21 protein-coding genes are annotated in these 23,629 nt (G+C 47.5%); 9 read left to right on the top strand and 12 right to left on the bottom strand.

The features are described 5' to 3' along the window. Positions 1-8: 8 nt before the first annotated feature. Both QZT80_RS21540 and QZT80_RS21545 read right to left on the bottom strand, forming a co-directional pair. The gene (locus tag QZT80_RS21540; RefSeq protein ID WP_295127073.1) at positions 9-890 is read right to left on the bottom strand and encodes a flavin reductase family protein; all 882 of its coding nucleotides are present in this window, start codon (positions 888-890) and stop codon (positions 9-11) included. Between the two features lie 23 nt (positions 891-913). Next, on the bottom strand, positions 914-1,927 hold the full coding sequence (locus QZT80_RS21545; RefSeq protein WP_295127076.1) for a fumarylacetoacetate hydrolase family protein: 1,014 nt from the start codon (positions 1,925-1,927) through the stop codon (positions 914-916). A gap of 128 nt (positions 1,928-2,055) precedes the next feature. Between QZT80_RS21545 and QZT80_RS21550 the strand changes: the two genes are divergently transcribed. The 4 genes from QZT80_RS21550 (at position 2,056) to QZT80_RS21565 (ending at position 6,549) form a co-directional block, all read left to right on the top strand. After that, a complete protein-coding gene (locus tag QZT80_RS21550; protein WP_295127078.1) occupies positions 2,056-3,303 on the top strand; it encodes a serine hydrolase in 1,248 nt (415 codons plus the stop codon). Continuing rightward, positions 3,300-5,078, top strand: a complete 1,779-nt coding sequence (locus QZT80_RS21555; RefSeq protein ID WP_295127081.1) for a glycoside hydrolase family 9 protein — start codon at positions 3,300-3,302, stop codon at positions 5,076-5,078. The genes QZT80_RS21550 and QZT80_RS21555 overlap by 4 nt, the downstream gene beginning before the upstream one ends. Positions 5,079-5,134: 56 nt before the next feature. Further along, a complete protein-coding gene (locus tag QZT80_RS21560; RefSeq protein ID WP_295127083.1) occupies positions 5,135-5,779 on the top strand; it encodes a polysaccharide deacetylase family protein in 645 nt (214 codons plus the stop codon). 104 nt (positions 5,780-5,883) lie between these two features. Next, the gene (locus tag QZT80_RS21565) at positions 5,884-6,549 is read left to right on the top strand and encodes a sterol desaturase family protein (RefSeq protein ID WP_295127086.1); all 666 of its coding nucleotides are present in this window, start codon (positions 5,884-5,886) and stop codon (positions 6,547-6,549) included. 74 nt (positions 6,550-6,623) lie between these two features. On the opposite strand, the gene QZT80_RS21570 is transcribed toward QZT80_RS21565, so the two are convergent. From QZT80_RS21570 to QZT80_RS21595, 6 genes are all read right to left on the bottom strand, one after another. After that, complete coding sequence (locus tag QZT80_RS21570; protein ID WP_295127089.1) at positions 6,624-6,953, bottom strand: hypothetical protein; 330 nt, start codon at positions 6,951-6,953, stop codon at positions 6,624-6,626. Continuing rightward, a complete protein-coding gene (locus QZT80_RS21575) occupies positions 6,953-7,903 on the bottom strand; it encodes a DUF6263 family protein (RefSeq protein ID WP_295127092.1) in 951 nt (316 codons plus the stop codon). Before QZT80_RS21575 ends, QZT80_RS21570 begins: the two co-directional genes overlap by 1 nt. Before the next feature lie 6 nt (positions 7,904-7,909). Continuing rightward, positions 7,910-8,680, bottom strand: coding sequence for a TIGR02757 family protein (locus tag QZT80_RS21580; RefSeq protein WP_295127094.1), 771 nt, complete (start codon positions 8,678-8,680; stop codon positions 7,910-7,912). A 151-nt stretch (positions 8,681-8,831) separates the two neighbouring features. Then, positions 8,832-10,001: a cystathionine gamma-synthase gene (locus QZT80_RS21585; protein WP_295128105.1), complete on the bottom strand. Its 1,170-nt coding sequence runs from the start codon at positions 9,999-10,001 to the stop codon at positions 8,832-8,834. Between the two features lie 566 nt (positions 10,002-10,567). Next, positions 10,568-11,176: a DUF2911 domain-containing protein gene (locus tag QZT80_RS21590; RefSeq protein ID WP_295127096.1), complete on the bottom strand. Its 609-nt coding sequence runs from the start codon at positions 11,174-11,176 to the stop codon at positions 10,568-10,570. A 62-nt stretch (positions 11,177-11,238) separates the two neighbouring features. Further along, positions 11,239-11,778: an acyl carrier protein phosphodiesterase gene (locus QZT80_RS21595; protein WP_295127099.1), complete on the bottom strand. Its 540-nt coding sequence runs from the start codon at positions 11,776-11,778 to the stop codon at positions 11,239-11,241. Positions 11,779-12,242: 464 nt separating this feature from the next. Between QZT80_RS21595 and QZT80_RS21600 the strand changes: the two genes are divergently transcribed. The 3 genes from QZT80_RS21600 to QZT80_RS21610 all read left to right on the top strand — a co-directional run bounded on the left by QZT80_RS21600 (position 12,243) and on the right by QZT80_RS21610 (position 15,582). Next, complete coding sequence (locus QZT80_RS21600) at positions 12,243-12,695, top strand: hypothetical protein (RefSeq protein ID WP_295127102.1); 453 nt, start codon at positions 12,243-12,245, stop codon at positions 12,693-12,695. Positions 12,696-12,853: 158 nt separating this feature from the next. Then, positions 12,854-13,828: a deoxyhypusine synthase family protein gene (locus tag QZT80_RS21605; RefSeq protein WP_295127106.1), complete on the top strand. Its 975-nt coding sequence runs from the start codon at positions 12,854-12,856 to the stop codon at positions 13,826-13,828. A 572-nt stretch (positions 13,829-14,400) separates the two neighbouring features. After that, positions 14,401-15,582, top strand: coding sequence for an aldose epimerase family protein (locus QZT80_RS21610; RefSeq protein ID WP_295127108.1), 1,182 nt, complete (start codon positions 14,401-14,403; stop codon positions 15,580-15,582). A 237-nt stretch (positions 15,583-15,819) separates the two neighbouring features. On the opposite strand, the gene chrA is transcribed toward QZT80_RS21610, so the two are convergent. Then, a complete protein-coding gene (gene chrA, locus QZT80_RS21615) occupies positions 15,820-17,013 on the bottom strand; it encodes a chromate efflux transporter (protein WP_295127111.1) in 1,194 nt (397 codons plus the stop codon). Between the two features lie 207 nt (positions 17,014-17,220). Between chrA and QZT80_RS21620 the strand changes: the two genes are divergently transcribed. Then, positions 17,221-18,270 carry an alpha/beta hydrolase gene (locus tag QZT80_RS21620; protein ID WP_295127114.1) on the top strand — a complete coding sequence of 350 codons (1,050 nt, stop codon included), beginning with the start codon at positions 17,221-17,223 and terminating at the stop codon, positions 18,268-18,270. A gap of 2 nt (positions 18,271-18,272) precedes the next feature. On the opposite strand, the gene QZT80_RS21625 is transcribed toward QZT80_RS21620, so the two are convergent. From QZT80_RS21625 to asnS, 3 genes are all read right to left on the bottom strand, one after another. Then, positions 18,273-19,229, bottom strand: a complete 957-nt coding sequence (locus tag QZT80_RS21625; RefSeq protein ID WP_295127117.1) for a 2-oxoglutarate and iron-dependent oxygenase domain-containing protein — start codon at positions 19,227-19,229, stop codon at positions 18,273-18,275. Between the two features lie 134 nt (positions 19,230-19,363). After that, positions 19,364-19,897 (bottom strand): biopolymer transporter ExbD, encoded by a 534-nt coding sequence (locus QZT80_RS21630; RefSeq protein ID WP_295127119.1) that lies wholly within the window; start codon positions 19,895-19,897, stop codon positions 19,364-19,366. Between the two features lie 204 nt (positions 19,898-20,101). Then, complete coding sequence (asnS, locus tag QZT80_RS21635; protein ID WP_295127122.1) at positions 20,102-21,541, bottom strand: asparagine--tRNA ligase; 1,440 nt, start codon at positions 21,539-21,541, stop codon at positions 20,102-20,104. Positions 21,542-21,855: 314 nt separating this feature from the next. Between asnS and rho the strand changes: the two genes are divergently transcribed. Further along, the gene (gene rho, locus QZT80_RS21640; protein WP_367112888.1) at positions 21,856-23,568 is read left to right on the top strand and encodes a transcription termination factor Rho; all 1,713 of its coding nucleotides are present in this window, start codon (positions 21,856-21,858) and stop codon (positions 23,566-23,568) included. Positions 23,569-23,629: the final 61 nt, after the last annotated feature.

A 23,629-nucleotide genomic window follows, 5' to 3' on the forward strand; every position in this document is an offset into this window, starting at 1 on the left:
CATTATTTTTAGTTAGAGGCGAGTAGTATTTGCCAGGCGTTGTGCACCTGGTTACTATCCAGCAGTTTTTTAGCGTAAGTATGTAACTCCTTCTCCATTTCATCCGGACTAATACTATAGTACTGGATGATGTTTTTCAAATGATCATCGTGAAATGCCGGATCGATTACCGGTATTTCGTATACATTGCCTAACTGGCCAAGATTGTTGCCCGTAAGCACATGGCTGTTACGGATAGCGGCAGGTAATGCATCTACCCCGATGCCCAGTTTCGTTTGCGGTTTATCAACCTCAAACACAGCGCTGCCGGAGGCCCTGCAGTAATAGTCGGCACCCATGCGGGCAACGAGATCTATTTTATGCGGATCTATTTTACCGGCTTCATTCAGAATGTTGTCGTTAATGTGCATGGCTACCACCTCGCATATCACCAGGTTGCCGGCACCGCCTTCCTGGCCGGTTTCGATAACCTGTTTTACGATACACTCCAGCTGAACAGGGCTTTCCTTTACACGGAAAGGTTTTACTTTTTCAGAGGCGATCGGTGTAAAGCCCGCCTTCTCAAACTCGTTTACACCTTTCGGGTATTCGCAGCTGGAGAGCGATGCCTGTTGTACCATATCGTAACTCACCACATTAATGACCACCTCTTTGGTGGCATAAATATTTTCGAGGGTATGTTTAACGGTATTGTCGCGCACGCGGCGGGCGGGGGAAAATATGAGTGTTGGCGGGTTGGCGCCAAACACGTTAAAAAAGCTGAAGGGTGAGAGGTTAGGCTGGCCGTTTTCGTCCACCGTGCTGGCAAAACAAATGGGCCGTGGAGCTATTGCGCCTAAGAGATAGGCATGCAGCTCGCTGGTTTTTACCTCACCCGGAATAATTTTCATGATGGTCGGTTTTGGTATTGATCTTACACGTTTTTCTTAATGGCCAGTAGTGAGAAATTACTTTCTTCTGCTACAATGGTGTTGGACAATTTGCCCAGCCCGTCTATTTCCATTTCTACCACATCGCCTGCCTGTAACCATTGCTCTTTATAATTGGGGTCGTTTAGTTTGCCTGTACCGTTCAGTTCCAGGAAACAGCCGGTACCTACGGTGCCGCTGCCTATTACATCGCCTGGCATAATATCGGCGCCATATGCACAACGTTCAACGATTTCGGCAAAAGTCCAGTCCATATCGCCCATATTACCTTCGCTTACCTGCACACCATTTACCCAGCACTTCATTTTAAGATTATATGCTTTACCGGTATGACCTTCTTTGGCGGGCACTTCAAATGCTTCCAGTTCGTCGGGCGTAACCAGCATGGGGCCTATTACGGTGCTGAAGTCTTTGCCTTTAGCGGGGCCGAGGTTCAGTTTCATTTCTTCCATTTGCAGGGTACGTGCGCTCATGTCGTTCATGATCATGTAACCGCCAATGTAATCGTCGGCTTCGGCTGCAGTAATGTTACGGCCACGTTTGGAAATAACGATGGCAGCTTCCAGTTCAAAGTCCAGTTTGTCGAAGTGATCGGGCATGCACTGAATAGCACCCGGGCCCTGGATGGCGTTATGGTTGGTGAAGTAGAAGATGGGATACTGATCAAACTCCGCTATCATATCTACTTTACGGTTGCGGCGGGCGGCAGCAACGTGCTGGCGAAAGGCATAACCATCGCGGCAGGAGGTAGGGAATGGTACGGGCGCCAGTACCTGAACATCTTCATAAGGAATACCTATAGCCCTGGTGGATTTGCGGCCTTCCTTCAGTCCAAGATCAATGGCCTTGGCCACTTCTATCACCTCGTCCCACATTAACAGGAACATGTGCATCGTGGTAGGAAGGTCGGGATGGAGGTCCTGCATGTTATACAGTTTACCGTCGACCAGCATGGCTAACTGGTCTACTTCCTCTCTTAAGTAAGTAACTAATTTCATATCAATTTTTTTGTGGCGTATGAGGGGCCAAATATAAAGAGATTATCGATGCCGGTTTTTGCGTTTTTAGCCGTTGGGATATGTAACAATAGTTTATTAGATTTAGGGATATTTACCAATACAGTAGTATGTTTAGATGTGTTCTGGGACTGTTTTTAGGGATCGGTTGCATGGGGTCAATTCATGCACAATCCCGCACGTCTAAGTTTTTAGACGACTTGCTGCACGAGCAGGCCTCCCCTTTATTGAGGCATGTGCTGCAATATCCCGACTCGTTCCAATGCCAGATCATCTACACCCGTATCGACCGCGATGCACGTAATCGACCCACGTTTCAGCACTTTTATTATGATGTGGACGCGAAGCGCTACTTTAATCCCGCCTCCACCGTAAAGATGCCACTGGCCTTTCTGGCATTGGAAAAGCTGAATGCGATAAAAGTGGATAAGAACACACCCCTGTTTATAGATAGTGCATACGCCGGGCAAACGAAAGTAACGGGCGATACCTCTTCGGCCAATGGCCTGGCCAGTATAGCGCACTATATTAAAAAGGTGTTTTTAGTAAGTGATAACGACGCGTACAATCGTTTGTACGAGTTTATTGGCCAGCAAACTATCCACGAACAGTTATGGGCGAAGGGGTATAAAGACATCCGTATTGTACGACGTTTTGCCCCGGCAACCGAGGAAGGAAACAGGCATACGAACCCGGTGAGGTTTGAAGCAGATGGACGTGCGGTGTATACACAGCCGGCGGCTTATAGTAGTTTGAAGTATGATTACAGCAGGCAACTGATGGTGGGCAAAGGTCACTGGGATAAAAACGATAGCCTGATCAACCAGCCTATGGACTTTAGCAGGCATAACAATGTACCGCTGGCCGATTTACAGCAAATATTACAGTCTGCATTATTCCCGGCGTCTGTGCCGGCGAAGCAACGCTTCCACCTAACACCGGCCGATTATAAATTCCTGTACCGTTACATGTCCGAACTTCCTTCTGAGTCGGATTACCCGCGTTACGATACTGCAGAATATTTCGACAGTTATACCAAGTTCTTCCTGTTTAAAGCCGGTAAAAGTAAGATCCCGGACTACATGCGTGTGTTCAATAAAACCGGCTGGTCGTACGGCTTTCTTACCGATGTAGCCTACATTGTTGACTTTAAGCACAACGTAGAATTTATGCTGAGCGGGGTTATCTATGTAAACCGTGATGGTATTTTAAACGATAATAAATATGAGTACGAGGAGATTGGTTATCCCTTTTTCAAGGAAGTAGGTAACATTATTTACAACTACGAATTAAAGCGTAAGCGGGCTAATAAACCCGACTTGCGGCAATTTAAGATCGATTATAAAAACGCGTTATGAAGTTACTCGCCTTACTATTATTACCCTTTATAGCACAGGCCCGCGCAGACAGTGCGACGGCATGGATACGGATCAACCAGCTGGGGTATACACCCGGAGGGGTGAAGGTGGCAGTATTAGGCATTAAGAATGATGCGACCGTAAAAACGTTTGCGCTGTGCGAAGCAGGGAGTAACAAAGTTGTATTCGAAGGTAAAACAGGCAACGATTTTGGTGCCTGGGGGCCATTTGTACATAGCTGGCGGTTGCCGTTCACGGCATTTCAGAAAAGCGGCAATTATTATCTGAAGGCCGGCGCAGCCCGTTCGCCCGAATTCCGTATTGCCAGCGATGTATATAAAGGGACCGCAGATTTTTGTTTACAGTACATGCGTCAACAGCGGTGCGGTTATAATCCTTTTTTAAAAGATAGTTGTCACAGGGACGACGGGTTTACTGTTTATGGTCCCATGCCCGATGGCACACACATAGATGCAAGGGGCGGCTGGCACGATGCCACCGACTACCTGCAATACGTAACCACGTCCGCCAACGCGACTTATCATTTACTGGCCGCTTACCGTGATTTTGCGCCGGTGTTTACCGATCAGCACACCGCCAGCGGCGAAGATGGTATGAACAAAGTACCCGATGTGCTGGATGAAGCCCGCTGGGGCCTCGACTGGATGTTGCGTATGCACCCGCAGGAAGATCAGTTGTTTAACCAGATTGCTGATGACCGCGACCACCGCGGTATGCGATTGCCTAACCAGGACACGCTTACTTACGGCGGTAATGGCATGGAGCGGCCGGTATACTTTTGCACCGGCGAACCGCAGGGGCTGAAAAAGTACCAGAACCGTTCTACAGGACTGGCCTCCACGGCCGGTAAGTTCACCAGCGCGTTCGCACTCGGCGCTAACCTGCTCGGTAAAACCGACCAGGGGTACGCATCGCAGCTCGAAACCCGGGCTCTGTCGGCCTACAAACTGGGCCTGGCTAAGCCCGGTGTATGCCAGACCGCCCCCTGCGGCGCCCCCTATTTTTATGAAGAAGACAACTGGAAAGACGATATGGAGCTGGCTGCCACGCAGCTCGGTTTGTTAAAGAAAGATAACGCCATTACAGACCAGGCAAAGGTGTGGGCGAGGGAAGAACCAGTAACTCCCTGGATGGGGGCCGATACGGCGAGGCACTATCAGTGGTACCCGTTTCACAACTTCGGGCATTACGAGCTGGCAGTACAGGGTGATAAAAAAGAATGGATGGAGATGTACCGCAAAGGAATAGACGCTGTTTGGCAAAAGAGCCGTAGTAATGCGTTTTACCGCGGTATCCCCTTTATCTGGTGTTCCAATAACCTTACGGCCTCTTTTGCCATCCAATGCGGCCTTTACCGCAAGGCTACCGGCGATAATACTTACCGCGAACTGGAACAGGCCTGTATCGACTGGCTGCTGGGCTGTAATCCCTGGGGCACCAGTATGGTAGTAGGGCTGCCTTTTATGGGCGATATGCCGGAGGATCCGCATTCCTCTTTCTCTCACCTGTACAACTACCCGGTGTCGGGCGGTTTGGTGGATGGGCCTGTGTATACCAGTATTTATAAAGGCCTTTTAGGTATTAAACTCAATAATGGTGACGAATACGCTCCTTTCCAGTCGGACCTGGCCGTGTACCACGATGATTTTGGCGACTACTCCACCAACGAGCCTACGATGGACGGTACCGCCAGCCTCATTTACCTGATGGCAGCCCAGGAGTATGAGTCCGCGCATGTAAAAAAAAAGCCCTGACCTATAGCCATGGCGGCATTATACGGGGCGACAGTACTAAAAAGCAACTGGCACTGGTGTTTACCGGGGATGAGTTTGCGGATGGCGGTATGCACATTGCGAAGGTGCTTAGGCAGCATAAAGTGAAGGCTTCCTTCTTTTTTACCGGCCGCTTCTATCGCAATCCTGCTTTTAAGGAACTGATCGCTACCCTCAAAAAGGACGGCCATTACCTGGGTTCGCACTCCGACCAGCACCTGTTATATAACGATTGGACGAAGCGCGACAGTCTGCTGGTGACCCGTGAGGAATTTGACAAAGATCTTACAGACAGCTATGAAGCCCTTGCGCAGTGGGGAGTTAGTAAGGACGAGGCGGCTTATTTTCTGCCTCCGTACGAGTGGTATAATGACACAATTACGGCCTGGACGCTTGCTAGTGGCTTAAAACTGGTTAACTTTACACCCGGGACCCGTAGTAATGCAGACTATACCTGGCCGGAAATGGGTAACCGGTACCGGAGCAGCCAGGAGATTTATGAGTCGGTGGTTTCCTATGAATCGCAGCAACCATCTGGCTTAAATGGCTTTATGCTGCTGGTGCATATCGGGACCGATCCGAAACGGACAGATAAATTTTATTTTAAGTTGAGCAAAATGGTGCGATATTTACAGTCGGGAAATTATCGATTGCAAACTGTGCCGGAGTTACTACGGCTATGATAAGGAGCTTAAAAACAAATGGTTACGGCTAATTGACTGTAAAAACCTACTACTGTCACCGGAATTTACAATCAATCACAAAATTTAAAAAACTAACTGGAGTCATGCAGGTAGAAACAAAAGTTAAGAATAAGGGGCAAGCAAGATTATTTGAGAGTGAGTATCTGGAGATACTGACCAAGACGCATCCGCTGATCATTTGGGGTATGTACCTTCCCCTGATTATCTGGAGCCTGTGGTTTGCCTACAATAGTCTTGGTTATTCGGGCCAAACGGTTATGCTTACCTTCCTGGGGGCTATCCTGTTCTGGACGTTGGCAGAGTATCTGCTGCACCGCTTTGTGTTCCATATTGTGAGCGAAAACAAAGCTATAGCCAGGCTGGCTTACCTGTTACACGGTAACCACCACGAATATCCGCGCGACCGTCAGCGCCTGTTTATGCCGCCGGTACCGAGCCTTATATTGGCAGCGGTGCTGTTCGCGCTTCATTGGATTTTCCTGCGCCAGGCAACGTTTATGTTCTTCCCTGGTTTTATCTTGGGTTACCTCATTTACGGTACCATGCACTATGCTATACATGCTTTTAATCCTCCTTTTAAATGGATGAAAGCTTTATGGCGCAACCACCACCTGCATCACTACAAAGACCATGATCGTGGATTTGGTGTAAGCACTTCCATCTGGGACCATGTATTTGGCACCTTCTTCATCGGTGTTCAGGAGGATAAAGAGAAATCTCAGGAACTGATGTTCGATAAGAAATCATAATAAGGAATTGATATAAACGAAAAAGCCGGCTTGTTATAAGCCGGCTTTTTTTATGTTGATATGTTGCATGTCATCTAACAGTCGAGCCATTCCCCGGGGCTGTTCTCCCGGCTTTCTGCCCTTGATTTTACTTTTTGGAACTGCCGTTCAATGATCAGGCGGGCAATAAGCAGGTAAGCATCGTCCTGACCTTCGCCGGCCAGTATTTCTTTTATTTTTCTTTCAGATACATCTACCGTATACAACAGCATCACGAACTGTTGAAAGTCCTGGTTAATCAGCTGCTCCAGCCTTAAAGCGAGGGCCTGCTCCAGTTTTTCCATGGTTACATTACCACGGAACTTAAGGTCGGCTTCCTTTTTAAGCAGCTTGCCTGTTTCCTGTAACAGTACGTCTACCGGCATTACTTTATTTGCTTGAACTTGTAGGAGGCGTTGGTAATCACCTTCACGGGTACTTTGATCTCGTTTTTGATCCTTTTCTTTTTATTCACCTTGTAGATGTATTCGCCCTTCATTTCTGTAGTCTGGATGCAAATGCTGGGCAGGCCGCTTTCGCGGTTAATCAGGTAATTGCTTTGCATGTCGCCGTTAATTTCGGCGGTAGCTTTAATATCGTCGTCGAGGGTAAGTACTTCCAGTTTATCGGTTTTGATTTTAGCCGTACCGCCAATCTTAGCGGTTTGGTTGTCCCAGGTTTGCAGGTTCCAGTAGAGGTCTGTGCGGCCTACCAGGCCTGTGCGTAACGGCACACTTTCTTCCCACTGAGTGCCGGTTTTAATGCCATGGGCCGGATAAATTACCAACAGTTGCTCCAGCCATGAGCGGAAGGACTGGGTGCCAAACTGGTCGGTGAGCAGTTTGGTATAGGCGGCCCTTTCATCTTCTTTAAGAGAAGCAAAGGTGGTGGCAGCTTGTTGAGTGAGTTGATCGAGTCCTTCTACCTTGTTGATGATACCAGTGTTCTGGATTTCTACGGTAAAGGGCTGATTCAGTAATTTGGCGAGGGCCGCAGTGAGTGGTTCTTTATCGTTAGCAATGCTGGCGTCTACCAGGGCATTTACGTTCCTTGAGTTGTAATTGAAGCGGATTTGCTGGTATTTCCAGGTGAGTACGGTAACGCCTGCACTGATGGAGGTGACCTCTACATTCATTTTGCCGTTAAAGTCGCGGGTGGTACGCTGCACGATGTCATTTACGGTTATGTACGTTTCGCTGCGGCTTTCCATGTTAAGTTCGAACTGTTGTGCGTTCTGGAATTTGTAGTTCAGATCAACATAGTTCTGGTCCTGCGCCTGCAGAGAAAAGCTACCGATGGTAAGCAGCGCGGCCGTCCATAATTTTTTCATCATCATACTTTATCAAACGTATTTTTCAACAACCCCGAGGCCAAATAAGGCAAAATCATATTTCACAGGGTCCTTCGGGTCCATTTCCTTCAGCTGTTCTGTGAGTTCTACGGCAGTGCGCCAGTTGGCTTCGGCTTTTTCTATCATTCCCAGGCGGGCGGCTACTCTGGCCACGTGTACATCCATAGGACATACGAGCTGGCTGGGTTTTATATGCTGCCATATACCAAAATCCACGCCATTTTCATCCTTTCTCACCATCCACCGAAGGTACATATTAAGCCGCTTGCAGGCGGAGTTTTTAGCGGGTGTGCTAATGTGTTTACGGGTACGTTCGGGGTGTTCCAACATGAAAAACATCTTCTGGAAGCCGATAAGTCCTTTTTCCACGGTGGGGTCGCTGGGGTCCATATGCCCGCTAAAAGCGTATTCCAGCGAAGTAACGTTGGTATAATAGTGTTGCAGGTATTCAACGAAATAGAGTAAATCCAGGCCGTTAAAGGTGCGGTGTGTAAACGACATCAGGCTCATCCGGTCGCGGGGCTGATGATTGAGGATGTAGTCGTACGGGGCATTGTCAAAAAGCCCCATGAGTTCTTTACTTTTGTTGATGATCGTAGTTCGGTTTCCCCAGGCAAGGATTGCGGCAAAAAGCCCGGCAATCTCGATGTCCTGCAGTTTTGTGAAACGGTGTGGTATAGACACCGGATCGCCGTCGATAAACGCCGGCTGGTTATAGTGGGCTACTTTAGCCTCCAGGAATGGTTTTAACTGGGCCTTCATCTTTAGTTTATTGCAAACTAGCGGTTCATGTTTACATGTCAGCGCCGGTTCATAGGTGTAATGGTAAAATCTACGGCTCGTTAGCCGAAACAGGCTAAAAATACATTGTTTGTGCGAGAGTTAGCTCCTTTTTGCCCGTGTTTCTTGAATTTTATCCGATTGCCTTCTCCAGATCCGCTATGAGGTCATCTATATCTTCGATGCCAACGCTCAGTCTTATCAACGAATCGGTGAGCCCGTTTTTGAGCCTTTCTTCCCTTGGAATAGAGGCGTGGGTCATAGAAGCCGGATGGCCGATCAACGACTCTACGCCGCCGAGGCTTTCGGCCAGGGAAAAGAGATGCGTGTTACTCAGCACTTTTTTGGCGGCTTCAATATCGTCGTTTTTAAGGGTAAAGGAGATCATGCCGCCGAAGCCACGCATTTGCTCGCGGGCAACAGCATGATTGGGGTGGTCGTCGAACCCGCACCAATAAACTTTACCAACTTTAGCATGGCCACGCAGGAACCGGGCAATGCCCTCTCCGTTCTCACAATGCCTTTGCATGCGTACGTGCAGGGTTTTAAGACCGCGTAGCACCAGGAAGCAGTCTTGCGGGCCAGGTACGGCACCGCAGCTATTTTGAATAAAGGCCAGTTGTTGCGCCAGTTCATCGTTTTTTACGATAATAGCGCCATGCACCACATCGCTGTGGCCACCCAGGTACTTTGTAGCCGAGTGAACTACGATGTCTGCGCCAAGGTCCAGCGGATTTTGCAGGTAGGGCGACGCAAAGGTGTTATCCACCGCCAGCAGCAACTGGTGCTGTTTCGCGATTTTAGCCACAGCGGCTATATCGATGATATTGAGCATAGGGTTGGTAGGTGTTTCTATCCAAACCAGTTTTGTTTGCGGGGTGATATAAGCGGCCATGTTTTTAGCCTCCTGCATATCCACGAAGTGGAATTTTATGCCATAACGCTGAAATACTTTGGTGAAAATGCGGTAAGTGCCGCCATACAGGTCGTTAGAGGCAATCACCTCGTCGCCCGGGTTTAGCAGTTTAAGTACAGCATCGGTAGCCGCCAGCCCGCTGCCGAAACTAAGACCATGTTTGCCGTTCTCAATGGCGGCCAGGGCATCCTGCAGGGCGTTGCGGGTAGGGTTTTGGGTGCGTGCATATTCATAACCTTTGTGATCGCCGGGGGCGTTTTGTACATAGGTGGAAGTTTGGAAGATGGGCGTCATGATAGCGCCGGTAGATGGATCGGGCGATACGCCTGCATGTATAAGTTTGGTGCCTAGCTTCATAGTCGACGGTGTTTGTTTCGTATTTGCAATGTACTGGTTTTCATTAATCCTGCAGTGTGGAAAATTGCGCAATAGTCATGCCGCGGGGTAGGATGAAGCGGAGGATGAGCGGACGTTAAGGCCAGTTTCGAGCATGCGGGTGTATTTACGACAGCAAAATTTGATGTTGCTGATAGTAGAAATGCAGTTGAAGGGAGTGACACAACGGCGGCTGATCAGCGGGCCAATGCCTGTTTCATGATCATTCTTTATTCCCTGGTATTAAAGCGTTTATGATATGCCTGCACCCATTGTGCATTTTGCTACGTAGTACTACGCAGACGGGTATTTACGTACGTTTGGCAGCGAAAAACGGGGTTAAAATACGGACTCCGGGAGATTGGCTACGCTTACGAACATTTTTTAAGCGTTCACCAGAAACGGGTTTTCCCGCAGGGGGTATTGGAGTAACTTTACCGTAGGTTTTTCATAGGATATGGTTAAAATTTCTGAAGGCGGTATTCTTACCGCTTTTTTCTTTCGTACCAATTTAACTACTATATAAACAAAAGGGCCCTGGCGATTGCCGGGGCCCTTTCTAGTGAGGCTTTTAATACTTATTTCGTTGTTTTCTTTACGGCTGGTTTGGCCACCGTTTCCGACCATTTAATAGGTACGGTTACCTTGGTTCTGTCCCATGCCATTACCATATTGGCGCCCTGGCTGGCTTTTTCGAAGGCCATGGTAAAGGCTTCCGTTTCTTCGGCGTTGTTATCGGCCGGCACTTCGGTGCGTACCACGTCCATACCTGGTTCATACTTATAAGCGCCCCAGATGTCGGTTTGTTTATTGAGTATCACCGTCCATTTGCTTTCGGCAGGGATGGCGTACACGGTGTAGCGGCCTTTTGGAACGGATTTTCCGCCGATGGTTACCGGGCGGAAAAATTCTACTTCCGTAGCTTCGTTGGCCCCGCAGCGCCATACTTTGTTATATTCTACCAGGTCACCGAAAATGGTACGTCCCTTTTTCTGCGGGCGACTGTACAACACACGGGCTACCAGGCTGCCTGGCTCCCCTTTAACTTTTACCACATAAGGATACATGGCAGGGTAGTAAGCCATATCCATGGGGCTGGGGTCCAGCGGTGGTAATTTCTTATCCTGTGCAAAAGAATGGCCTGCACATAATAATGACAATGCGATGCATGCAATTAATTTCCTCATATTCTACGGTGGATTGAATGTTTAACAGCAAATATTACCCAAACGTACGCAAAATCCTTAAATCAGGAGACGCTGCCGGGTTCTTCAAGATAACTTTTAGCATAACGCAAAAGGTCGGGGAAGAATTGCGTGTAACAATCCTTTAACGTATCGTAATGATCTTCAAAGGCTTTAAAAGGAACAGCCCCCGGCACCTCCAGGTATTTGGCGCGGCGGGTAATACCGTTGAACGAGCTGGAAATACCGTCCATGTCGCGGTAACGCAGCAGCCAGTTATGCTGGCGCATATATGAGAACATCTGCTGGAACATTGGCGGCAGCATGTCGTGATGATTGGTAAGGACTCCATACACATCCTGCGAAAAGGTGTCGAGAGAGCTGGCAGTGAAATGCGCCTCGTCGTTAGCCAGGAAGTGATCATAAATAACATCGACGTATACACCGCTATATGCGCCCACGGCTCCTTTCAGGCAAACCTTCGCGCTTGCCGTGGCGGGATGATGATCGGTATAACTATCGATAGCTCGGTGCAGGCGTATGCCCTGTTGCACGGCTGGCGCGTATTGCAGCAGTTGTTTGCCTTTCACAAAGTCGGCAATCATGTTACCGATTATGAACGGTGTATGGTTAAATGATAAATATGCGTGGGCCAGATAGTTCATATACAACAATGATGCGAATTGCCTGAAACGCAGGTGTATACAGCATTCGCGAGGATCAAATATAATATAATTTCAGTGGATTGTTCGATTTCGAACTTACCTTGTACGCATATGAACAGCGTTTGGAGCGTTTACCAGTCGTCATCACAAAACCCTTTTAACACAAGCTTAACATCAGCGTTTGCAACATTCCTTATTTCCTTGCAACTCCTTTGCTGGTAAAGGTTTTGCGGCTAAAAAATACTCCTTTTGTAGTAGGTGTTTAAACATGCTTCACAATCACTTAACGTAGCGTCGCCACTCTTACCTATTCCCTTTACATAGCTTTGCGGGCGATATACCTTTGCTGTATCAAATCAAACAATAATTTTTAAACAAAAAAGCAACAATTAAATTTTTCCGCCATGAAAAAATTAATCGCCATTCTAACAGTTGCTGTTGTTGTCTTCACCACCAGCACAGCCAATGCCTTCGACGGCATTTCTATTAGTAACAAAAAGGTAATGGAATCTTTTGAAAGAGAATTTGCAGGCGCTGCAAATGTTACCTGGTACACCGGTCAGAAAGATAATTATGTGGCCAAGTTTACCATCAAATCATCAAAAGTAACTGCACACTTCGACAACGAAGGTAACCTGCTGGCTACTTCCCGTTACCTTACCGACAGCGAATTGCCGCTGAACGTAATTACCAGGTTAATGAAGAAGTATCCTGACCAGAACATTCACAACATCGTGGAGTATGCTGCAGAAGGCTACACTACTTACATGATTACTTTGGAAAATGATTCGCATTGGACTACCGTAAGGGCTACTTCAACTTCGGTTAGCACTTACAGGAAGCTCAGGAAAGCATAAATTGTTTGGAGTCTCCGCCAATCTGGAAATTTAAAGATCAGTGTTTAGGACCGCAGGTAATTCCTGCGGTCTTTTTTTGTGCCTGTTAGCCGGGGCGGCCCCTTTCCTGAAAAAATGGCTACCTTTGCCGCTCTGAATTTGTAAACAGAAAAATGAACATGAACAAAGGACCGATTTCACAGTTTATCCAGCATCATTACCGCCACTTTAACTCGGCGGCATTGGTAGATGCTGCCAAAGGGTACGAAACGCATTTGCTGGAAGGCGGTAAGATGATGGTTACGCTGGCGGGCGCCATGAGTACGGCCGAGCTGGGTATTTCCTTCGCGGAGATGATCCGCCAGGGTAAAGTGGACATTATTTCCTGCACAGGTGCTAACCTGGAAGAGGACATCATGAACCTGGTAGCACACAGCCATTATAAAAGAGTACCTAACTACCGCGATCTGAGTCCGCAGGAAGAGTGGGACCTGCTGGAGCAAGGTTTTAACCGTGTTACCGACACCTGCATTCCCGAGGAAGAGGCTTTCCGCCGCATCCAGAAGCATATCTACAAAATCTGGAAAGATGCTGAAGCGGCGGGCGAACGTTACTTCCCGCATGAGTATATGTACAAACTGCTGCTTAGCGGCGTAATGAAAGAACATTACGAGATCGATCCAAAGAATAGCTGGATGATCGCCGCTGCAGAAAGAAATATTCCTATCGTAGTACCAGGCTGGGAAGACAGCACCATGGGCAACATCTTCGCCTCTTACTGTATTAAGGGAGAACTGAAGGCCAGCACAATGAAAAGCGGTATTGAGTACATGGTAACCCTCACCGAGTGGTACAGGGCCAACAGTGCCGGTAAAGGCGTGGGCTTCTTCCAGATTGGCGGTGGTATTGCCGGCGACTTCCCGATTTGTGTGGTGCCGATGATGTACCAGGACCTGGAATGGCATGATGTTCCTTTCTGGAGCTATTTCTGCCAGATATCTGACTCTACTACTTCTTACGGTTCTTACTCCGGTGCAGTGCCTAACGAGAAAATCACCTGGGGCAAGCTCGATATCAATACACCTAAGTTCATTGTAGAATCTGACGCCACCATCGTAGCGCCGCTGATTTTTGCGTGGGTATTAGGCTGGTAAGCGTTTAAAATATTTGTTCAGGAGGCCCGGTTTTGCCGGGCCTTTTGTTTTGGGGTGAGGTAAAGGCGGTTTCCGGTGTATATACTGGCTATGAGTTACTTTAGGGAAGTGCGGTTTGTATATAGTGACTATTACCCAGCGCTATCAAGAGATCCGGTGTATATACAGCTGGGGACCAGCATCTAGCAGAATGAACACGGCTCTTGGCCGTCACTATCAGAAAATGCCGTGTATACATCGGTTATCGCCAACTGTTATCAGGGAATGTGGTTCATACACAGACTATGGGCGAGCATCATCTGGAAATGCGGTGTATACATCGGTTATCGCCCAGCGCTGTCAGGAAATGCCATGTGTACACCGACTATCGTCCAGCACCACTATATGTTGGGCTACACACCAGCTTCACTTAAAAACAAACACCTTTCCTCCCTCCGCCCTTATATATTTTTCTTTTTAGCGAACTTTCTGTTAATTACTGTCTAGTTGGTAATCCCCAGATTGTGTATATTAGACACTTGTTATCAATGACTTTACATTTTTAAACCAATAAAAACCAAATTTTCCCACGTATGAGAAAGCTTCTTCCGCTTTTAACCACCGTATGTTTAGGAGCCGCCGCCTGCCAGCAGGGCGGTAACAAACCGGCTGCAGACAGTACTCATGTTGATTCCACTGCTGTTGCCACCACTGTAGAAGCTATTGCTCCGGCTGCCGGCTTCGATACTACTATCGACGGTAAAAAGGTGCAGTTGTTTTACCTTAAAAACAGCAACGGTGTGGAAATGGCCGTTACCAACTTCGGCGCTAAAGTGGTGTCGCTGCTTACGCCCGATAAAGACGGTAAAAAAGAAGATATCGTGCTGGGTTACAGCGACCTGAAAGGTTACCTGACCGGTCATGAGGAGTATTATGGCGGTGTTGTAGGCCGTTACGGCAATCGTATCGCCAAGGGGAAATTTAAGCTCGATGGAAAAGAATACACACTGTTCACCAACAATGGCGCTAACCACCTGCATGGCGGTAAAAAAGGCTATAATGAAGTAGTTTGGGACATGGAGCAGAAAGATCCTAAAACCGTGGTATTCCATTACCTGTCGGCCGATGGCGAGGAAGGTTACCCAGGTGCACTGGATATTACCATGACTTACGAACTGACCGATGCCAACGAGTTTAAAGTGTCTTACAGCGCTACTACCGATAAGCCTACGATCGTAAACCTTACGCATCACTCTTTCTTTAACCTGGCTGGTGCAGGCAATGGTACCGTTAACGACCATGTGTTGCACATTAATGCAGACAAGTATACACCGGTAGACAGTACGCTGATCCCTTTTGGCAAACTGGAGCCTGTTAAGGGCACGCCGTTCGACTTTACCACACCTACCGCTATCGGTGCCCGTATTGGTGAAGATAACGAGCAGCTGAAGTTTGGTAAAGGTTACGACCATAACTGGGTGCTGAACAAAAAAGGCGATTCGCTGACACTGGCGGCAACCGTTCAGGAACCCACCAGCGGCCGTTTTATGGAAGTATGGACGACAGAGCCCGGCGTTCAGTTCTACGGTGGTAACTTTATCGATGGTAAAGACACGGGCAAAGGTGGTAAAGTATACAACTTCCGCGGCGCACTGTGCCTGGAAACACAACACTACCCCGACTCTCCGAACCAGCCTTCTTTCCCGTCTACCGTGTTAAGGCCTGGCCAGACTTACAAACACGTATGTGTTTACAAGTTCGACGTAAAGAAATAACATATCAAACATCATAAAGCAGCGCCGGGACGTAAAATCCCGGCGTTTGCCATTAAAATAAGCCGTAGTAACAATTTCATATCAGCAATTAGCTGGAATAATTTGATATATTGCGGCCCTTAGCCGGAGCGAAAGGTTTCGGTTTTTTCCCGTTCAATCGTTCGTAGTGGTGGTGCCGTAAACACTGTTGGCATAATTTCATTTTCGTTAAAACGCTGTGTTATACCTACAACTGTTCTAAAATAACCAGCCCAGCAGCAGGCACGCCACTACGATTAACGGGGACGGTACCCTGGTAAGATAAAGGAAACCCAGTGTGAGCAGGATAATAAGCACATTGTACCAGGTTATAGAGATAGAGAAGAGCAAAATAAAAGTAGCCGCCCACATAATACCCACTACCACCGCATTAATACCTTCCAACGCACGGTAAATCACCGCGTACTTCTTCAGGTTGTTCCATACGGGGAAAAAGAACAATACCAGCAACAAACTTGGTAAAAAGATGGCCACCGGTGCCAGTATACAACCCAGCAACTGGAAGCCAGGTCCCATGTTCCGCATAACCATACCGCCCACATAGGCCGATACCGAAAACGTGGGTCCGGGAATGGCGCGCATAATGCCGGCCCCGGTAAGCAGCTCCTCCGCAGTCATAAACTGTGTTTTGGCGCGGGTTACATACTGTTCGAGCATCATCGCAATGAGGATGTCGCCACCACCAAACACCAGGGTGCCAAAGCGGTAAAAATGTTCGAACATGTTAAAGGGGCGCTTGATGTCCCAATCGTTTATCCTGGCCAGTTCGGACAGGGTGCCCGCCAGTATGAACAACGCGGCGAACAACCAGAGGTTGGCCCACTTGATCTTCCTTGGCTTTTCTATGGCATCGGGAATACTCTTATTGGTGAAGTTTGATATAAAGCCCCCCACGATAATGAGTGCGGGAAAGGTCCATGGGGATTTAAGGAAGAAGGTGACGGCCAGCGCCAGTAACATAATAAATACGGCCGCCCCGTTACGGATACTGATCGTGTAGGCCTTTATACCGCCATAGGCCAGAAAACCAACGGCCATGGGCTGCACGTATTTAAAGATATCTACCTCCAGCGCACTTTTATCGAAAAACTGCAGCAGGAAACTGAGGGAGCCCATAAGTATACACGCCGGCGCAATCCAGATAAGCAGGGTAGTAATGGCAAGTAACAGGCCGCCCCGTTTGTAGGCGATCAGGGTTAGTGTTTGGGAAGAGGAGGCACCCGGCAGCAGCTGGCAAAACGCATTGTACTCCATTAGCTCCTTCTCCGTTACGTCTTTACGCTCCTGCACAAACGTCTTTAACATCATAGCCAGATGGCCCTGGGGGCCTCCATAAGCAGTGATGCTGTGAAAAAATACTGATTTCAGGAATGAGATATGACGTAAAAACACTTATCGCATGTTTCAGGTGGTCGAATTTCAAGATAAATACTGAATTATTCAAACTTAATATGCTGCCGGGGAAGCATTTAGCTGCCAAATACCCGGTTTGTGCGACCAAATGGCGGGCATAAAAGTTGATATACTCCCCCGTTGGGGATGTTCTTTTACAGAACAGAATATTTCGTTTAGACGTTTTAGGTAAATATTGACTGACATATGGGGAAGTTCCTTTTGGCGTTGATGATGCTGATTTCGTCCGTTGCTTCGGCGCAAACGACTGATTTTAACAGTGTTGCAGCATGGTCGCAGTTTCATTTCGAGGTGGGTAACGAACCGCCTGCCGTTGCTACGGATACCTGCCTGGTGTTTGTAAGCAACCGGCACCTGATGCCGGACAGTCTCAGGTTTGTGGATCAGTTTGTAGATACTACCTCGCTCAAATACTTTTTCCTGGAACGCCAGGGAGGTAAATGGAAAGTTTACCAGGAACCTACGCTGGCGGAAGCGATGTTGCGATTACCGGCTAAACGGGATATTGTACTGTATGCCGAAGGCATGGGCAAAATTTTTACGGCTAATGTGCTGAGGGCGCAACTGATGAATACGCAGTACAACGTGAACGTGGTGATGTTCGATTACGCCAGTACCAATACGACTTACAAACCTTCAAAGAACTTTAATTTCGCCAGGGAAAATGCCAGGTTGTCTGCAGGGCAGTATTACAACCTTTTATTACAGATACAGCAGGCCCGCAGGGCGGATGAGCCCTGGATAAGCGGTGTGCGCTTTACCACCTTTAGTCACAGTATGGGCAATATTATGATGCGTGAGATGATGCTCACACAAAATCTGCAGCCCTTAAACGATTACCCTTTTGTAGATAACCTGGTATTAAATGCTGCCTGTGTGCCGCAAAAGGACCATGCGGAATGGGTGGAGCAAATGAAGTTTGCGCGTAGCATATACATTCATCATAACCGTAAAGATATTCAACTGAAAGGCGCCCACCTGCTTACGATGAAAAAGCAACTCGGCGAAAAGATCAGCGGTCGCAAAGCTCCCAACGCCACATACGTTAACTTTCACAATGCAGTAGGATTTAAACACACTTACTTCATGAACTTCCCGTATAACGATTACCGTATTCCCCCCGAGTTGGTGAAGTACTTCTCGAAGTTACTTACAGGCGAAGGCATATCTTCCACCACCGCGGCCAGCCTGTTAGTGGTGCGGAAGGAGAAAGAACTAAGTGCGACCAGATTATAATCCTATTTCTTCAATCCAATTTCTCTTAACCTTTCATCAAGGTATTCACCTGCGGTGATAGGTTCGTATTGCAGCGGATTATCTGCCGTTACGCAGCTTCCAAGGCAGCTAAGGTCCATGGTGGATTGTGGGTGGAGGAAGAAGGGGATGGAGAAACGGGAAGTGCCCCATTTTTCTTTTGGTGGATTGACCACGCGGTGTGTAGTTGATTTAAGACGGTTGTTGGTGAGCCTTTGCAGCATGTCGCCTACATTCACAACAATCTGTTCGGGCAACGATGTTACGGCCACCCAGTTGTCCTGTTTGTCCAGTATCTGCAAACCGTCGGCCGATGCGCCTACCAGTAAAGTGATCAGGTTAATGTCCTCATGCTGTTCCGCACGGATAGCCGATTTAGGCTCCTGGGTAATGGGCGGATAGTGAATGGCGCGAAGAATGGAATTGCCCTCATCTATCTTACTATCAAAATAATGTTCATCGAGGCCAAGGTACAGCGCGATAGCCTGCAACAGGTATTTGCCCGCCCGTTCAAAACCCTGGTAGGCCTTGTGCAGCGTAGGTGTGAATGGTGCTACTTCTTTTACCTGCACATTATCAGGGTATTCATTTTTTAAGGGACTATTATCTGCAACGGTTTGGCCGAACTGGAAAAATTCTTTCAGATCAGGCGCATCAAATCCTTTGGCGTGTTCTTTACCAAAGGATGTATAACCGCGCTGGCCGGCCAGTTCAGGTATTTCGTAATTGTGTTTTACATCAAAGGGCAATTTGAAAAAGTCCTGCACATATTTATACAGATCAGCGATCAGTTCGTCGGGTATGCCGTGGTTTTTAACGGCTACAAAACCTACCTCTTCGTACGCTTTACCAAGTTGCTGTACAAAGGCTGCTTTTTTAGCAGCATCGCCGGAAATGAAATCTGCGAGGTCTACGGAAGGAATGGAATTAACGTTTGCCATGGTTCAAATTGTTTTGCAGAAATAAATATACGATAAATGCGCCGCACAAAAATGCAGCTACCGCCTTTAAATGCGGGAGGCGGGCGCAACGTAAGCTGCCCCCGCCTCCCGGCTTATTTTTTAGTTGTGTAGTGTTATGGCATAGGGTTAAGAAAACCAAGGTCGGTGGACGTAATGTCCACAATAGCGTAGCGTTCTACGCGGTTAATCAGCATCTCATCCATCACATCAACAATGTTGTTGTAGCGGGCTTTGTCGTCCGCTTTAATTAATACGGTTAGTTCGTTTTTGCCTCCGTAGTGCGCGGCTACCCGTTGCTGTTTTTCTCTTATCACGTCGCCAATACCATTTTTGTTGGCGAAGCTGGTGAATTGTAAATTTTTACCGGCTTCCACATCGGAGCCGTCGCCCTCATACCAGGCCACGCGGTCGTTTGCGGTGAGTAATACAGTTAATGCTTTGCTTTCGGGAACAGGCATACTCTGACCTTCTGCCGGCATTAATAAGTTCATGGTTTTGGGTTGTGCCAGTGTGGTGGTAAGCATAAAGAACGTGATCAGCAAAAAGCCAAGATCTACCATGGGTGTCATATCTACGCGGGTAGAATTCTTTTTGGTACGTGGTTTTCCATGCCTGTCGTTACTGTTGTTGCTGTTCATCTCTGCCATGGGAAAAAGTATTAAGGGATGAATAAAAGTGTTGATGTGTTGGCCCCGGCGCCGGGTGCGAAACCCGCCGCCGAAGGTGTTAAACACACATTTTAAATTGCTCTAAGTGTTATTAGGATGCAGGTGTTTTTATTTTCCATAAAACAAAAACGCCACGCACTGAAATAAGTACACGGCGTTTTTATGCTGATAATAAAGTGATGTTTAGAAATCGGCGCTTCCCGGTGTTCTTGGAAACGCAATTACGTCGCGGATGTTAGTCATGCCGGTTACGAACAGCACCAGTCTTTCAAAACCCAAACCGAAGCCTGCATGCGGTGCAGTACCAAAGCGGCGGGTGTCCAGGTACCAGTACATTTCTTCAGTAGGGAGGTGCAGTTCCTGCATGCGCGCTACCAGTTTATCGTAGTTCTCTTCCCTTTGCGAACCTCCTACTATCTCACCAATGCCCGGGAACAGGATGTCCATCGCGCGAACGGTTTTGCCGTCGTCGTTTTGTTTCATGTAAAACGATTTGATAGCGGCTGGATAATCAGTAAGAATTACGGGTTTCTTAAAGTGTTTTTCTACCAGGTAACGCTCATGCTCGCTCTGCAGGTCGGCACCCCATTCTTCAATGAGGTAGTTGAATTTCTTATTCTTGTTGGGTTTGCTGTTTTTGAGAATGTCGATAGCTTCTGTATAAGTGAGGCGTTCGAATTCGTTATTCAGTACAAACTCCAGTTTATCGATCAGTTTAAGCTCGCTTCTTTCGGCCTGTGGTTTTTGTTTTTCCTCTTCTTCCAGGCGCTGGGCAAGGAACTCAAGGTCTTCGCGGTTGTGTTCGAGTGCATAACCTATCACATATTTGATGAAGGCTTCGGCGAGGTCCATGTTGTCTTTCAGTTCATAGAAAGCCATCTCTGGTTCAATCATCCAGAACTCTGCCAGGTGACGTGCGGTGTTAGAGTTTTCGGCACGGAAAGTTGGGCCAAAGGTGTATATATCACCAAAGGCCATAGCGCCTAATTCTCCTTCCAGCTGGCCCGATACGGTAAGGTTGGTGCTGCGTGCGAAAAAGTCCTGTTTATAATCGATGTTTCCTGATTCGTCTAAAGGCGGCTTTTTCATGTCCAGCGTGGTTACGCGGAACATTTCGCCGGCGCCTTCAGCATCCGATGCGGTAATGATCGGTGTGTGCAGGTACACGAAGCCACGGTCGTTAAAGAATTTATGTACGGCAAATGCGAGCGTGTGGCGTACGCGGAAAATAGCACCAAATGTATTAGTGCGGAAACGCAGGTGCGCTATTTCGCGCAGGTACTCAAGGCTGGGCCTGTTCTTTAACTGCAGCGGGTATTTTTCAGGATCACAGTCACCGAGTACTTCCAGTGATTGTGCTTTTAGTTCAACCTTTTGACCTTTACCTAAAGATGGAATGATCTCGCCGGTAACACTGATGGAGGCACCACTTGTAATACGCTTTACCAGCGCGGCATCCAGGCTGTCCTGGGCTATTACCACCTGGAGATTATTATTGGTAGAGCCATCATTCAAAGCTATGAATTGATTGTTGCGGAAACTGCGCACCCAACCCTTTACTGTAACTTCGTAGTTCGTTTTGTCGTCTAACAGTATCTGTTTGACTTTCACTCTTTGGCTCATAAATATCTCTTTTTAAGATTTAAGGATTGCAAAAATAGGCCTAAATCCCATTTCCCGGCTGCTTTGACCCCCTAAAAAGCACTTTTTTTTTGGATAATAGTAAAAGTTGTTTTAATCTTGCGTTATAATCTGTCTGATCAAGTTTCCATTTTGCCATCTTCATCAGCAGTCCTAAACTCAAACTTCCTTCAAGTTTAATGATTTCAAACAAGTTTTACTTGACTCAAAACAATTATTTATTAATTGGTGTGTGTATGTTGGTATGCAGTGGTACCCGCCTTTAGACACTTCAAAAATTTGAACAACTCACGATGATGTACGACATCTTACAATTGAACGACATGCTCGTTCCTGAACTGCTTGACATTGCCGAGAAGCTCGAAATTCCAAATTCCAAAAAACTCGACAAGCAGGCACTGATCTATAAAATCCTAGATAAACAGGCGGTAATGGCATCTGAAGATCAGGCGGAGAACGGCGAAGAGAAGAAAGGCAGAAAACGTAAAGTGGCAACAACATCCTCAAAAAAAGAAGAAACCCCGGCAACAAACGATGATTCTGCTTCAGACGATAAACCGAAAAGAGGAAGAAAGCCCGCAGCCGCTCCTGCCCCTGAGCCTAAAAAAGCTACTCCAGTAAAACCTGCAAACCCGGAACCTCCCAAAAAGCGCACAATAGAACTAGATCTCGATATTCCTTCTTTAACTTTTGACGACGACGACGATATCGTATTACCAGCTTTGTCGGACGAGCTGCCGGATGAAGAAGAGGAAGAAGTAGTGCTGGCTGATGATGAGGAAGAGGATTTTGATAATGACTTTGTAACCGTGGAAGAGCCTGTGGCACCGCCGGTTTCACAGAAAAATCAGCAGCGTTTCAACAATAAAAAAGAACCAGCTTTTAATATAGAATTTGATGGTATTATCGTAAGTGAAGGTGTGCTGGAAATGATGCCTGATGGCTACGGCTTCCTTCGCTCTTCTGATTACAACTACCTTAGTTCTCCGGATGATATTTATGTTTCCCCCTCGCAGATAAAACTGTTCGGCCTTAAAACGGGTGACACTGTACGTGGCTCCGTTCGTCCGCCGAAAGAAGGGGAGAAATATTTCGCTTTGCTGAAAGTGGAAACCATTAACGGTAAAACGCCGGAAGAAGTACGCGACCGTGTACCTTTCGATTATCTTACCCCACTGTTCCCTTTCGAAAAGCTGACCCTTACTACTACACCGAACAACTATTCTACCCGTATCATTGATATGTTTACACCTATCGGTAAAGGGCAGCGTGGTTTGATCGTGGCGCAACCGAAAGTGGGTAAAACCATGTTGTTGAAAGAAGTAGCGAACGCTATCGCCACCAATCACCCCGACATTTACCTGATGGTAGTACTCATCGATGAGCGCCCGGAAGAGGTGACCGATATGGAGCGTAGTGTTAAAGCGGAAGTAATTGCTTCTACTTTCGATGAACCTGCCGAGAAACACGTAAAAGTATCGGCTATTGCACTGCAAAAAGCGAAACGCCTGGTAGAGTGTGGTCACGATGTAGTTATCCTGCTCGACTCGATCACCCGTCTGGCCCGTGCGCATAACACGGTTGCTCCTGCTTCCGGTAAGGTACTTTCCGGTGGTGTGGAAGCAAACGCTATGCAGAAGCCTAAACAGTTTTTCGGTGCTGCCCGTAAAATAGAAAATGGAGGTTCACTCACCATTCTCGCTACCGCACTTATCGATACCGGTTCTAAAATGGACGAGGTGATTTTCGAGGAATTTAAAGGTACCGGTAATATGGAATTGCAGTTGGACCGCCGTTTGGCCAACAGACGTGTATTCCCTGCTATCGACGTTACCGCGTCTTCTACCCGTCGCGACGACCTGTTGCTGGATAAAGAAATGCTCTCCCGCGTTTACATCCTGCGCAATCACCTGGCGGATATGAATACAGAAGAATCCATGAATTTTATGTTGCAACATATGCGTGGTACACGTAGCAACGAAGAGTTCCTGATTTCCATGAACAGATAGTAATTACACTATAAATGCACAACCCGTTCCGTAGCAATATGGAACGGGTTTTTTGTTGTGT

The sequence above is a fragment of the uncultured Chitinophaga sp. genome (assembly GCF_902168175.1).
In the GTDB taxonomy this organism is placed as follows: Bacteria; Bacteroidota; Bacteroidia; order Chitinophagales; family Chitinophagaceae; genus Chitinophaga.